Consider the following 13,833-nt stretch of genomic DNA (forward strand, 5'->3'; position numbering starts at 1 on the left):
AAAGGTTACATTTCCCTTTTAAAACACCCTCGACTTATGGTTCTATTCTTATTCTATCTAATTAAACCCTTTTCAACAAACACTCTAAGCTTTCAACTCGGCAATTCGTTCTTTCACTGTTTCACGTTTCGCCTTATAATCGTCTTGTTTAGCTTTCTCTTCTTCAATTACCTTTTCTGGAGCTTTCGCGATAAAGCCTTGATTGTTTAACTTTTTGTCTACGCGCTCTACTTCCTTATCTAGCTTTTCTAATTCTTTCTCTAGTCTGGCAATCTCAGCGTCAATGTCTAAGAGACCAGCGAGTGGAAGGAATAGTTCTACCCCAGATAATACTTGTGACATTGATTTATCTGGCGCTTTTAGACCCGTCGCAATCTGAAGTTTACTTGGGTTACAGAACTTCTCGATGAAGCTTCTACCTCGTTCTAATTGCGCTAGAATCTTTTCATCTTTTGCATGAACTAGAAGCTCGATTTGCTTACTCATCGGTACATTTAACTCAGATCTCGTATTACGAACAGAACGGATGATTTCTTTTAGTAAGTCCATATCCTTTACTGCATCAGCAAACATCAATGCTTCATTTTGCTCAGGCCACGAGGCAATTGTAATGGATTCGCCTTTGTGCGGCAAATGCTGCCATATTTCCTCGGTAATAAATGGCATCATTGGATGAAGAAGTCGCATTGTTTGGTCTAAGACGTAAGCAAGAACGGATCTTGTCGTCTTTTTAGCTGTCTCGTCTTCTCCATATAAAGGTAGTTTCGCCATTTCGATATACCAGTCACATACATCGTCCCAGATGAAATTATAAAGAACTCGACCAACTTCACCAAATTCATAGGCATCAATAAGTCTTGTTACATCAGTAATCGTTTCTTGCAGTCTCGTTAAAATCCACTTATCAGCAACTGACTTCCCTCCTGATAAGTCTATTTCATCGTACGTTAAGCCTTCCATATTCATTAAAGCAAAACGCGATGCATTCCAAATTTTATTCCCAAAGTTCCAAGTCGATTCGACCTTCTCCCAATAAAAACGCAGGTCATTTCCCGGGGAACTTCCAGTAGAAAGGAAGAAACGAAGCGCATCTGCTCCATATTTGTCGATAACGTCCATAGGATCGACACCGTTTCCGAGTGACTTACTCATCTTTCGTCCTTCTGAATCTCGAACAAGACCATGGATTAACACGTCATCAAATGGTTTTTTATCTGTAAACTCAAGTCCTTGGAAGATCATGCGAGAAACCCAGAAGAAAATAATATCATAACCTGTTACAAGTACATTTGTAGAATAGAAATGCTTGAAGTCCTCAGATTCTTCGTTAGGCCAACCCATTGTAGAAAACGGCCAGAGCGCAGAACTAAACCACGTATCGAGAACATCTTCATCTTGCTTCCAATTCTCTATATCACTTGGCGCTTCATGGCCAACAAATACTTCCCCTGTTTCTTTGTGATACCAAGCAGGAATACGATGACCCCACCATAGCTGTCTTGAAATACACCAATCGCGGATATTCTCCATCCAACGAAGATAGGTTTTCTCAAAACGATCTGGAACAAAGTTTACTTTTTCTTCTGTTTGTTGAAGATCGATCGCGGCATTTGCTAAAGGCTGCATCTTTACAAACCATTGTGTTGAAAGATATGGTTCAACAACTGCTCCACTTCGTTCAGAGTGACCAACTGAATGCATATGCTCCTCAATTTTGAAAAGGATGCCTTGCTCTTGTAAATCTTTAACTATTTTCTTTCTACATTCAAATCGGTCCATACCTTCGTATCTGCCAGCTACTTTGTTCATCGTTCCATCCTCATTCATCACAAGGATTCGTTCGAGATTATGGCGGTTTCCGATTTCAAAATCATTCGGGTCATGAGCTGGTGTGATTTTCACTGCGCCTGAACCAAATTCCATATCAACATAATCATCGCCAACAATCGGAATTTCTCGACCAGTGATTGGCAATGTAACCGTTTTTCCGATTAAATGCTTGTAGCGTTCATCTTCGGGATGCACAGCAACTGCTGTATCACCGAGCATCGTCTCTGGTCTTGTTGTGGCCACTTCGATTTGTCCACTACCATCAGTAAGGGGATAATTCATATGATAAAATGCACCTTGTACATCTTGATAAATAACCTCGATGTCTGATAATGCTGTCTTTGTTTTTGGATCCCAATTAATAATATATTCTCCACGGTAAATTAAGCCTTTTTCATAAAGCTTTACGAAAACTTCTCGAACCGCTTTGGAAAGCCCTTCATCTAAGGTAAAGCGCTCACGTGAGTAATCAAGAGACAAGCCAAGCTTTGACCATTGGTCACGGATAAAGCTAGCGTACTCTCCCTTCCATTCCCACGATTTTTCGATGAACTTCTCACGACCTAAATCATAACGGCTTAAACCTTCTTCTCGTAACTTCCCTTCAACTTTTGCCTGCGTCGCAATTCCGGCGTGATCCATCCCAGGTAACCAAAGCGTATCATATCCCTGCATACGCTTTACCCTGGACAAAATATCTTGTAATGTGGTATCCCAGGCATGTCCCAAGTGAAGTTTACCCGTTACATTGGGTGGGGGAATAACTATTGAATACGGCTTCTTCGACGTATCTCCAGTCGCTTCAAAAAACTTTCCTTCTAACCAATAGGCATACCACTTTTCTTCTGTTTCCTGTGGATTGTACTTTGTAGGCATTGATAATTGATCTTTTTCCATTTGATTCACTCTCCTTATTTCGTTCAATAAGAACATAAAAAACCCCCTCCATCCAAAGGACGAAGAGAGAAACTCGCGGTACCACCTTTGTTTGTACAAAACACCAAATTGCTGGTTTTCGTACACACTTCATTCAGATAACGGTTAAAACCGACTTCACCTACTCTTTTTCAGTAAAGCTGCTCCTGGGTGACGTTCAATTCGTACATCTTAAGAAATCTTTCAGCTAATGATTTCTCTCTCTACAAGGTTCCGAACCTACTCTTCCCAATCTAGGCATCTCATGTTTAATTTATCGTTTCATCCTTCTTCCAACTTATTTTATCCAACTCATGATTATTCGTCAATAACAGCATCGCCTTTTTTGCAAAGCTATATTCAAATTCTCTCATTATTGAGGGAGTTTACGTTATTTTGTCTAGCTTTAGATACACTCGTTTTGATGACACAAGTTCGTATTTCATGCATAGGTTGATATAAAGAAAGTACGTGAAAGGAGGTTTTTTATATGAGGCGAAAGTTTAATCGCTTCCATCATCACCATCGTCCTGGTATTTGGTTTAAAATTCGTGCTGCTTTAATACAAATATTAGTTCCACTCATTTGCTTTCAATGTCTCCGCACTTTATTATTTCCCTCTACATTTGATGTAATCTTACTTGTTATTATGATCGTGTTGTATGCGTCCTTGATGTTACGTCTATTTTAAAACTAGAAAAAACGTTCTCTAAAGGAAATAGAGAACGTCAATTTTCTTCCGTTTTCACGATGATTAATTTCTGAGTGAGTCTTTGTACTTTTCTCATTGCTGTTAATCGTTTCTCCAATCGCTGGACATGTTGAAGTTCACTCATTGTTTGGCGATTGTTTACATATTGTTCAACGGAATACACAATTGGATCTGGAAAGTTTAGGTACCCACATAATAACTGCTTTTCTTCTTCTAGTAATGGTAAATGACGCTCATATCTCATAAACCAGCGCAATACTTCTTCTTCTGACCAGTAGGCATAAGGAAAACTTAAGCGACAAAAACTAGCTAAATCCCTTGCTGGTGTATCAAGACTGGCCCGTTCAAAATTAAGAAGCATTGGCTCATTCTCGTTATTAAATAACGCATGAGTCCGTGAAAGTTTACCATGACAGAGAACACTGCGATATTTCTCTTTCTCTAAACAGCTATCATACCATGCTCGCAAGTGAACCGTAGCAACCTCGGCCATTTGTTCAAGCATATGGGCATGTGTTAAAAATGTTAACTCAAATGGAGACATATATGTTTTTTTCTCGGCCGCATCAGCAAAGCTTTGGAGATCAAGTCTCTTTCGTTCCCATTGTAAAAGGAGTTGCTGATAGGATTGCTCGACCTGTTCTTGTGAAAACTCTTGAGTTCTCACGGTTAAACGATGGATAACACCTATTTGAGCAGCTAGTTTTTCTTCCTGAGTTTCTCTTCCCATATATTCAACAGGCTCAATCCACGGCATAAGGTAATAACTATTTGTTTGTGTTGATATGGTATACTCACCAAATTTGGTTGGTAGAATTGGGACCACTTGTTTAAATCCCAATTTCATTAATTTACGAATTCCTTGAATAAATTCATCCGCTTCGGCAGGTTTCATCGACGTTTCCTTTAATGCAAAATCGCCTCGTCTAGTATGGATTTTTTTCACTTTACCATAATCTTCAATTCGTTCTGGATAAAGGTCATACGAAAACAGGAGTGATTTATACCAATTCTCGGTCTCCCGGTTCATGTTAACACCTTCTTTTTCTTATCTAACCAACCACTTAAAACCCCTACAAGTTGTTTTGTTTGATTCCATTCCTTCATAAATGCTCTCACCTCTTCGGATGTTACGTGCTTCTCGTTAGCTCCGCGATCCGATGTAAGTCTTCTTAGCTCTGTTGGCTCAAGGCATTCTGCTAATAAGAGCAGTCCTTGTTCTTTTGTTAATCCTCCGTGGTCGTACATTGAATTTAGAAGATCTTCAACTGAGGCTTGCCCATGTTGATAAAGCCAATCTCCTAGAAACGTACGCAATGGTTGATAGCTTTTTTCTGGCGGTTCATCTGTCCCGCACCAAATGAAGACATCAAATACTTGTTTTGCTTGTTGAGGTGATGAAATTGGAACGAAAAACGGTAAGGTTTCATCATGATTCATTTCACGAAGAAGAGCTGCCTTTTTTTGGCGAATCTTCGCCTCCATCAAGCAAGAAAATACAAGGTCCTTATCCTCAATTTCAAGGGCATTAAGAACATCTTCTCGTTCCTCTAAAGAAGGATTGTGATCTCTTAATTTAGCACCTGCTAACTCAACTTTCTTCCCTTCTTGAATCATGGTACTTAATAAGGCACCCCATATCACTTCTTCGCCTTGCTGTGGAAAGATGTCAGTAGGTTCATCATGCGCCGTTAACCAGCCATCCTTCCACTCGACAAAACTTTGTTGGTCTTTGTTACGAATCATTCGATTCATGAGCAGGTGGGGCGTAACGCTACAACGATCACGCCACGTGGTATGCCACTCAAGAAGTGACTTATCTTTCCACGAACAAATTCTTTTTCGGCCATGCTCAGTTTCAATGATAGCCTCATTGACAAACTCAACGTCACGCCATTGATATTGTTCTTTAATCCAATCCAACAGTTCCATTTGATAACTCCTTCTCAGGATTGGGCTGTCACAGGAATATAAAGGATCTGCCCTTCCTCCACCTGCTCTTGCTCAAGCCGGTTGATTCGAACAAGCTGACTCGTAGTGACGTCATAGCGTTCGGCAATAATATCTAGAGATTCATTTTGTTGAATAATACACATTTTCCATTTTAAAAATCGTTCTTCTTCTCTAGCAAGCATTTTCGTTAAATATAAGGCATTTTCTTCCTTAAGACTCGGCTTCTCCTCCGGTTCTCGTTCGGTGTCTACTACTTTAGTTTCTGCTTTTTTTATTTTTTCTGCTTTCACCGTTTTTGCTGCTACTATCTCTTTTGGACGGACCATTTCTTTTAAAGGAGCTAGATTAATTTTCGTCTCTGATATCTCGGGTTCCTCGGCAGTCTCAGGTTCTTCGACTGCTTCAACAATCTCATCTTCGTCTGCACGAAGAGTCTCTTCACCAATCTCCTCAGCTTCCTCTGGACTTTCTTCAGGGGCTGACTCTTCCACAAAAGCAGGTTCTTCATATTCTTCCTCTTCAGCTTGTCGTTGTTGAACAGGAGGGATGTGAATATGTTTTTCAGCCGGCTCTACTTTAAACGACTTTTCACTTACATCCTCTTCCATCCGTGCATTAAATGAAGACGGTGGTGGGGCCATTTCAATATCAGGTTGCTTCTTTGCTTCAAAAGAAAATGAAGTAGGTACTGCTTCTAATATAGGTGCTTGCTCAAGCTCTCTTACTGGCTCCTCGACGGGGACTTCTTGTTCTGGTTGACTCATTCCACTAATACTCACATCCGCTGTTAATTGAATGCAACTTTTTTCCGGAATGTCGTAGTCAAAAGACTCAACTTGCACATAGACATCGTCCAACTTTTGAATACGGTTAAGCGGAATGGTCACGTCAATTGGGAAGTAGTGTTTGATTTGTCCCGTACTACTAGTGAAAGTCGACATTTCTTCAACAGAACGAAAGCTCAGTTGCTCTTCTAAAGACTTTTCTTCACTCAACTCAGCCGCATCTTCACCTGTTCGATATTCACCTAATAACCGAAGGCCACCTTTAATATAAACATGCTGTTCTCTTTCTTCAATTGTTATTTCAGGCTCTAGTGACATCGAGATAATTTCTTTAATTTCTTGATCTTTATTTAACCAGACTGATTCCTCAATCGAAAATGAAAGCTTTGATAGACGTTCTTGTGACATGTCACATTCCTCCTTATCATTTATCATCCATATCTGTTACGTTCGTGTTCAGTACAATACCACTCTATGACAAGTTACCGAGAAATATGATAAAAAGCATGACTTCCTTCTATTCTTTTGAATCCCTATATCTTTTAGCCTCGTTCCTCGGCTGCCGGTGCCAACGAGTTGTCGCCTATAAAAAAAGGTATGACTTCGTGTGTGAAGTCATACCTTGATTGGTTTATTTGATTGTTACTCTCTAACCTTTTAATTTTGAAAAAGCTATTTCAGCTGCGTTAATCGTTTTATCAATGTCTTCGTTCGTGTGTTTCGTTGAGAGAAACATCCCCTCGAACTGTGAAGGGGGTAAAGAAATTCCTTGTTGGATCATTTCTTGAAAGTAGCTAGTAAAATAATTTAAATTAGCAGTTGACGCAAGTTCAAAGTTTGTTACTTCTTCTCCTGTGAAGAAAAAGCCAACCATGGAACCAGCGCGGTTAATGTGGTGAGGAATGTTATGTTTTTTCGCCGCTTCTGATAAGCCATCTGCTAAACGCTTGGCTAATTCTTCAAAACGGTCATAGTCAGCTTCGGTAAGTTGGGAGAGTGTTTCATAGCCTGCTGTCATCGCAAGAGGATTGCCCGATAATGTCCCCGCTTGATAAATCGGACCACTTGGTGCAATTTGTTCCATAATTTCTCGCTTCCCACCGTATGCTCCAACAGGAAGACCACCACCAATTACTTTTCCTAAGCATGTTAAATCTGGTATGACTCCAAACTTTCCTTGCGCACAGTTATAGCCTACACGAAAGCCCGTCATCACCTCATCAAAGATAAGTAACGTTCCATTTTCTTCGGTGATGCGACGCAGTTCTTCTAAGAACCCTGCTTTTGGTGTAACCACTCCCATGTTTCCTGCGACTGGCTCAACGATTACGCCTGCAATATCGTCACCAAACTTTTCAAACACATAACGAACACTATCAATATCATTATAAGGAACGGTTAACGTATTTTGAGCAACTGATTCAGGAACACCTGGACTGTCGGGGAGGCCTAATGTCGCAACACCTGATCCTGCCTTAATTAATAGCGAATCCCCGTGACCATGATAACAGCCAACAAACTTTAAGATTTTATTACGGCCTGTATAGCCTCTCGCCAGACGAAGTGCACTCATCGTTGCTTCTGTCCCCGAGTTTACCATTCGAACCACTTCAATAGAAGGCACACGCTCAATAACGAGTTCAGCTAATTTAGTTTCGAGCTCACTTGGGGCTCCGAAGCTCGTGCCAAGATTAGCCGTCTTTTTTAACTCAGAAATCACTTGCTCATCGGCATGCCCTAAAATTAGCGGTCCCCATGAAAGAACATAATCAATGAATTCATTCCCATCAATGTCATATATCTTTGACCCTTTTCCACGCTCCATATAAATGGGGTCCATCTTCACAGATTTAAACGCACGCACTGGGCTATTAACGCCACCTGGCATTAAGGGCTTTGCTTTTTGAAATGCTGCACTCGATTTTTCAAACCTACGCATCAAACCGCTCCCTTCTTATTTTGTTTCCTGTAACCAACGCGCTGCATCCTTGGCATGATAGGAGAGAATGATGTCTGCACCCGCTCGTTTCATACTTGTTAACTTTTCTAGTACCGTTTCTTTTTCATTTATCCACCCATTTTGACTAGCTGCTTTAATCATTGAGTATTCTCCACTTACATTGTACGCGACAACGGGATACCCGGAAAAGTCTTTTACCTCACGAATAATATCAAGATAAGACAGGGCTGGCTTAACAATTAAAAAATCAGCACCTTCTTCGATGTCTGATTCTGCCTCACGAATCGCTTCCAAGCGGTTGGCTGGATCCATTTGATATGTCTTACGGTCACCGAATTTCGGTGAGCTATGTGCTGCATCACGGAACGGACCATAAAATGCGGAAGAGTATTTTACAGCATACGACATAATCGGTACCTCTTGAAATCCGGCTTCATCAAGACCGTGGCGAATCGCCGCAACGAATCCGTCCATCATATTGGAAGGTGCAATAATATCAGCACCTGCCTCAGCTTGAGAAATCGCAGTTTTAGCAAGCAAATCTAAAGAAGGATCATTCAGAATTTTTCCATCTTCAATGACTCCACAATGACCATGGTCGGTAAATTGACATAAGCATGTATCTGCAATCACCGTCAACTCCGGATGATTTGCTTTAATTTGACGAATCGCTTTTTGAACAATACCTTGGTCATGATGAGCTGAGGTTCCCACATCATCCTTCTCAGATGGAACTCCAAACAGAATAATTGATTGGATGCCTAGATCGACGGCTTCAGCAACCTCTACATCAATTAAATCCAATGACCATTGGTACACGTTAGGCATTGATTTAATTTCGTTTTTAATATTATCCCCTTCGATAACGAAAATTGGGTAAATAAAATCTTCTGTATGTAAGTGTGTTTCACGAACCATATTTCGAATTGAAGCTGATTGACGCAAACGGCGATGCCGACGAAACGCTAAATCTTTCATTTTAGGTTTTCCTCCTCTATGTATGTACAAATTGCCTGCACTAACCCTTCAACTGTATATGTTTTGGGGATAATCTCTACAGAAAGACCTAGCTTCTTTGCTGTCTGAGCAGTGACTGGACCAATACAAGCCATGACTGGATTAAATCGCTCGGACTGATTTATTTTTTGTAATAACTGGATAAAGTGTTGAACCGTTGAGGAGCTTGTGAATGTTACAACATCTGGGATCATACTTTTATCTAGCAAAGTCTTCATCTCAATGATAGCCTCTTTAGGTAAGACTGTCTCATATACGATTAAATCCGTTACCTCTAGCCCGTATGTTAAAAGGTTATCGTTTAAAATTGAACGTCCTAAATTTCCGCGTGCTAGTAAAATCCGTTGTCCAGGTTCTGTATTTTCCTTAAGACAGTCAATAAGACTTTCTGCCACATACACATCTGGAGAGACATCTGCTTTAACTTTATACAAGTGTAACACTTTTGCCGTTTCGATTCCTACGACAGCAATTTTCGGAAGTCGAACGTTCTTATTTTTGGTATTGTCTTGAAAATGCTCCATAAAAAAGCGTACTCCATTTGCACTCGTAAATACAAGCCAATCAAATTCAGCTAACCTAGAAATGACTTCAGGTATGACTTCTTGATTTTGTGGTCTTTGAAAAGCCAAAAGCGGTACCTCTATTGGTATACCGCCCGCTTCCCGAATTCGTTGTGACAAAACCTTAGCCTGCTCTTTTGCCCGTGTGACAAGTATATGTTTCCCAGCTAAGGAAGCTTTGTTCATTGTTCATCAAGCTCTTTCTTGACTTTATCGAGAATTTCTTTCGCCCCTCGGTCGAGTAATCGCTGTGAAATTTCTTCCCCTAGCAAAACAGGATCATCACCTTGCAATGTTTCTTTAATAATTATTTTCCCATCAGGAGAACCCACAAGAGCCGTTAGCGAGATTTTATCGCCTTCTTGCAATGTCGCATACGCTGCAATTGGAACTTGACAGCCACCTTCCATCTTATGTAAAAATGTTCGTTCAGCTGTGACAGTTCTCGCAGTCGCATCGTCATTAATTCTCTTCAAAAGTTCCACCGCATCCTCATCATCGGAACGGCACTCCAGGCCAAGTGCACCTTGACCTACTGCAGGCACAGATAATTCCGGATCCAAATATTCAGTTATCATCTCTTCTGGAAAGTCTAGACGCTTTAGACCAGCTGCCGCAAGTATAATTGCATCAAAATCTTCCTCTTTCAGTTTACGCATTCTTGTTTCAACATTCCCTCGAATCCATTTCACTTCTAAATCAGGTCGGTTAGCAAGAATTTGTGCTGAACGGCGTAAACTACTCGTCCCGATGATAGCACCGGCTGGTAAATCAGCAAGTTTTACATGATTGTTTGAAATCAGCACATCTCTAGGATCCTCTCGTTCTGTAATTGCAGCAAGCGTAAAGCGTTCAGCTAAGACAGACGGGACATCCTTCATGCTATGTACCGCTAAATCAATTTCCTTATCCTCTAACGCCTGTTCAATTTCTTTAACAAACAGTCCTTTACCGCCAACTTTAGAAAGCGTCACATCTAGAATGCGATCACCTTTTGTCACGATTTTCTTTACTTCAAATTCATACGGTAATCCTAGTTGGCTAAGCTTGTCAATGACCCAATCCGTTTGAGTCAATGCTAGGTTACTTTTTCTTGAACCTATTATGATTTTACGCATATCGAACCTCCACTTCTATAATTAATACCATAAATGAAAAGTTGAATAATTACTTGATAGAAAATAGTTAATCAATACAAGAAGAAACGCTGCAATATTTAAGAGGGCAATATTATAGCCTCGAACTAACTTCACAACCCGTTGATATAAGTATACCGCGTAAACAAGCAGTGTAATCAGTGAGCTAATAACTTTTGTATCAAACCATGGTAACATTCCTAGTTGATTTGATGCCCAAACAAACCCTAAAATAATGCCAATAAGTAATAACGGAAATCCTACCGTTGTAGTAAAAAACGCGTAGCTATCAAGCTTTGATAGTGAGATAAAGCGTAATAAGCGTTTCCCCCAGACCTTTTGCTTTAACATTTTTGATTGGATGACATACATAATTGAAAAAGCAAAGGAAAGCGTAAACGCTGCGTACGATAGAAGGATAATCGAAATATGAATAATAAGTAACTCCGATGCGAGTAGTACTTTCAAGGAATTTGGAATATCGCCATCAGGAGTAAATAAGCTAAAAGCCATCATCGAGAATCCTACTACATTCGTAAATAAAACGAGAAAATCAACCCGGAAGAACCAGTTTATGAGTAAAGAAAGCGTGACAACAACCCATGCATAAAAAAAGAGCCCTTCAAATGGGGTAATAAGAGGCAAACGATTTAATTCAAATGCTCGAATAACAAAAAAGACTGTTTGCAACACCCAGACAATAGAAAGCAACCAGAAAGCCATTATATTGACCTTCCGGTTGTGCTGTAAGAAATCAATAAAATATCCAAATACACTTAAACTATATAGGATAATTGTAACTGGATAAATCCAATTCATGTTCGTTCAACTCCTCTCATCAGGAGCGAGCAACAGCATCTAGTTGCCTCTGAACATTAGGGATTTCTTGTTTCTGCTTATCCCACTGCTGTTCAATCTGCTTGATTTTCTGTAAGCGTTCATCTACTACTAGTTCATTCTCAAGGGCAAAAATCTTCGTAAATAACTCAAGAGCTTCCTCCGCACCAGATTCACCAGCCATTTCCTTCACTCGTGTCACCGGGTCGCGTAGCAGTTGATTCACAATGCTCTTTGTATGCTTGTTTAGTACCTTTTTATCACGTTCTGATAAGTGAGGTAGCTTCCGTTCAAGGCTTTCCATGGTTTCTGCTTGTACCGCTAAGGCCTTAGTACGTAGCGCAGAAATAATCGGAACAACACCAAGCATATTCAACCAGGATTTGAATTCATCAATTTCAGCTTCAATCATAATCTCAATTTTCTCAGCCTCACGCTTCCGTTCTACTAAATTGGCTTCAACAATATTTTGTAAATCATCAATGTCATATAAATATACATTATCAAATTGTGCTAAAGCTGGATCTAAGTCACGTGGAACGGCGATATCGACCATAAATAATGGACGCCCTTTACGCTTCTTTATAATTAATGACATCATATCCTTAGTGACAACGAAATCCCGCGCGCCCGTAGAACTGATTAAAATATCGGCTTCTACTAAGGTTTTTTGTAGCTGCTCAAATGGAAGAGCATTGCCTAGAAAGCGGGCTGCTAATTCTGCGGCTTTTGCTTCCGTCCGGTTAATAACCGTAATATGAGTCGCCCCATTTGCATGCAAATGCTTTGCTGTTAATTCACTCATTTTCCCGGCACCTAATATAAGAATATGCTTGCCAGCAAAATCCCCAAAAATCTTTTTACCTAATTCAACGGCAGCATAGCTAACAGAAACAGCATTTTGGCCAATTTCTGTCTCGGAATGTCCACGTTTTGCAAGAGTTACTGCCTGCTTAAATAGTTGATTAAAAATCGTACCTGTCGCCTGCTCTTGTTGAGCTAGTAAAAAGCTATCACGAACTTGACCAAGAATTTGAGTTTCTCCAAGAATCATGGAGTCAAGACCACAGGCGACATTAAACAGATGTTCTATCGCATGGTGGTCTTCTCTTACATCAAGATATAGAGTAAAGTCATCCTTTGGTAAACCGAACCATTCAGCTAAAAAAGCCTTTGTATAGTGACGTCCAGTATGCAATTGATCGGCTACTACATAGATTTCTGTACGATTACAAGTAGAAATAATCGTACACTCCAAAATACTCTTCTGATTTCGTAATTGCTTTAGCGCGACGGGAAGCTCAGCTTCCTGAAACGAAAATCTCTCTCTTATCTCAACAGGGGCTGACTTATAGTTTAAACTTAAAACGATAATATGCATCCTGACGCTCACCCCACTCTCATTACTCTATCCATTATCTATTAAGCACAATTATACGTGCTTTTACAACCATAGTGTCTAAATACATAAAACCATTATAACATGTCTTTTAAATGTCTCAAAAAAAAATTGTGAACAGCTTATGACGCATATGCTATTATGATGGTAAACCTTCAGTATCCTGTAAGGCAAGTTATTTGCTTCCTTTCTAGGATAACCAATCATAAGAAACTGTATGAAATGTCAGGAGAATTTTTATGAAAAATCAAGCAATTTACCCTGGAATGATGCTTATTTGTATAGGTATGTATTTTTATCTTCAATCGTATACGTTTCCTTTTTCTGCTCAGATTATGAGTTGGCCTTCCTTGTTATTGGTTATCGGCTTGTGCTTTTTATTTCAAGCGTACCTATCTCGAGACTATCAATTTATCATACCTGGCTGGCTGTTAACTGGACTTGCTATTCATTTTCATGGATTATCCCTCGTTAATGGTTGGCCTAATCATTGGGCGATTTTCACACTTATTTTAGGATTATCCTTTCTTTGTGTATATGGAAAAACAAAAAAAGATGGCCTACTGCTAGGCATTCTCTTTAGTGCCGTTTCACTATTAATGTTTACATCCTTTAGTCCCTTTCATTACCTCCAGAAGTTATTTTCAGTTTTCGGAAATCTTTGGCCGTTAATCCTTATCGCTCTTGGCCTTTTATTTCTCTATAAACACAAATAGAGCAGAACTC

At 39.9% G+C, this 13,833-nt stretch carries 12 protein-coding genes and 1 other annotated feature; of the genes, 2 read left to right on the forward strand and 10 right to left on the reverse strand.

Going from position 1 to position 13,833, the window contains the following annotated elements:
• Nucleotides 1-84 precede the first annotated feature (84 nt).
• A complete protein-coding gene (locus tag CEF19_RS04705) occupies nt 85-2,727 on the reverse strand; it encodes a valine--tRNA ligase (RefSeq protein WP_100405010.1) in 2,643 nt (880 codons plus the stop codon).
• A 52-nt stretch (nt 2,728-2,779) separates the two neighbouring features.
• Nucleotides 2,780-3,011 (reverse strand) — a binding site (T-box leader).
• 224 nt (nt 3,012-3,235) lie between these two features.
• Here CEF19_RS04705 and CEF19_RS04710 point away from each other — a divergent pair.
• On the forward strand, nt 3,236-3,436 hold the full coding sequence (locus CEF19_RS04710) for a hypothetical protein (RefSeq protein WP_100405011.1): 201 nt from the start codon (nt 3,236-3,238) through the stop codon (nt 3,434-3,436).
• 37 nt (nt 3,437-3,473) lie between these two features.
• Here CEF19_RS04710 and ysxE read toward each other — a convergent pair whose 3' ends face one another.
• The 9 genes from ysxE to hemA all read right to left on the reverse strand — a co-directional run bounded on the left by ysxE (nt 3,474) and on the right by hemA (nt 13,089).
• Nucleotides 3,474-4,487, reverse strand: a complete 1,014-nt coding sequence (gene ysxE, locus CEF19_RS04715) for a spore coat protein YsxE (protein ID WP_100405012.1) — start codon at nt 4,485-4,487, stop codon at nt 3,474-3,476.
• Nucleotides 4,484-5,389, reverse strand: coding sequence for a hypothetical protein (locus CEF19_RS04720; RefSeq protein WP_100405013.1), 906 nt, complete (start codon nt 5,387-5,389; stop codon nt 4,484-4,486). Before CEF19_RS04720 ends, ysxE begins: the two co-directional genes overlap by 4 nt.
• Nucleotides 5,390-5,403: 14 nt before the next feature.
• A complete protein-coding gene (spoVID, locus tag CEF19_RS04725; protein ID WP_157800882.1) occupies nt 5,404-6,603 on the reverse strand; it encodes a stage VI sporulation protein D in 1,200 nt (399 codons plus the stop codon).
• Between the two features lie 241 nt (nt 6,604-6,844).
• Nucleotides 6,845-8,134, reverse strand: a complete 1,290-nt coding sequence (hemL, locus tag CEF19_RS04730) for a glutamate-1-semialdehyde 2,1-aminomutase (protein ID WP_100405015.1) — start codon at nt 8,132-8,134, stop codon at nt 6,845-6,847.
• A gap of 15 nt (nt 8,135-8,149) precedes the next feature.
• Complete coding sequence (hemB, locus tag CEF19_RS04735) at nt 8,150-9,133, reverse strand: porphobilinogen synthase (protein WP_100405016.1); 984 nt, start codon at nt 9,131-9,133, stop codon at nt 8,150-8,152.
• Entirely contained in the window at nt 9,130-9,921 is a 792-nt protein-coding gene (locus tag CEF19_RS04740) for a uroporphyrinogen-III synthase (protein ID WP_100405017.1), read from the reverse strand. Before CEF19_RS04740 ends, hemB begins: the two co-directional genes overlap by 4 nt.
• On the reverse strand, nt 9,918-10,853 hold the full coding sequence (hemC, locus tag CEF19_RS04745) for a hydroxymethylbilane synthase (RefSeq protein WP_100405018.1): 936 nt from the start codon (nt 10,851-10,853) through the stop codon (nt 9,918-9,920). The genes CEF19_RS04740 and hemC overlap by 4 nt, the downstream gene beginning before the upstream one ends.
• 21 nt (nt 10,854-10,874) lie before the next feature.
• A complete protein-coding gene (locus tag CEF19_RS04750) occupies nt 10,875-11,690 on the reverse strand; it encodes a cytochrome C assembly family protein (protein WP_100405019.1) in 816 nt (271 codons plus the stop codon).
• A gap of 19 nt (nt 11,691-11,709) precedes the next feature.
• Nucleotides 11,710-13,089, reverse strand: a complete 1,380-nt coding sequence (gene hemA, locus CEF19_RS04755) for a glutamyl-tRNA reductase (protein WP_100405020.1) — start codon at nt 13,087-13,089, stop codon at nt 11,710-11,712.
• Nucleotides 13,090-13,346: 257 nt separating this feature from the next.
• Here hemA and CEF19_RS04760 point away from each other — a divergent pair, with 257 nt between their 5' ends.
• Nucleotides 13,347-13,823: a LiaI-LiaF-like domain-containing protein gene (locus tag CEF19_RS04760; RefSeq protein WP_100405021.1), complete on the forward strand. Its 477-nt coding sequence runs from the start codon at nt 13,347-13,349 to the stop codon at nt 13,821-13,823.
• The last annotated feature ends 10 nt before the right edge of the window (nt 13,824-13,833 follow it).

The organism is Bacillus solitudinis, assembly GCF_002797395.1.
GTDB lineage: Bacteria > Bacillota > Bacilli > Bacillales > Bacillaceae_D > Halalkalibacter_A > Halalkalibacter_A solitudinis.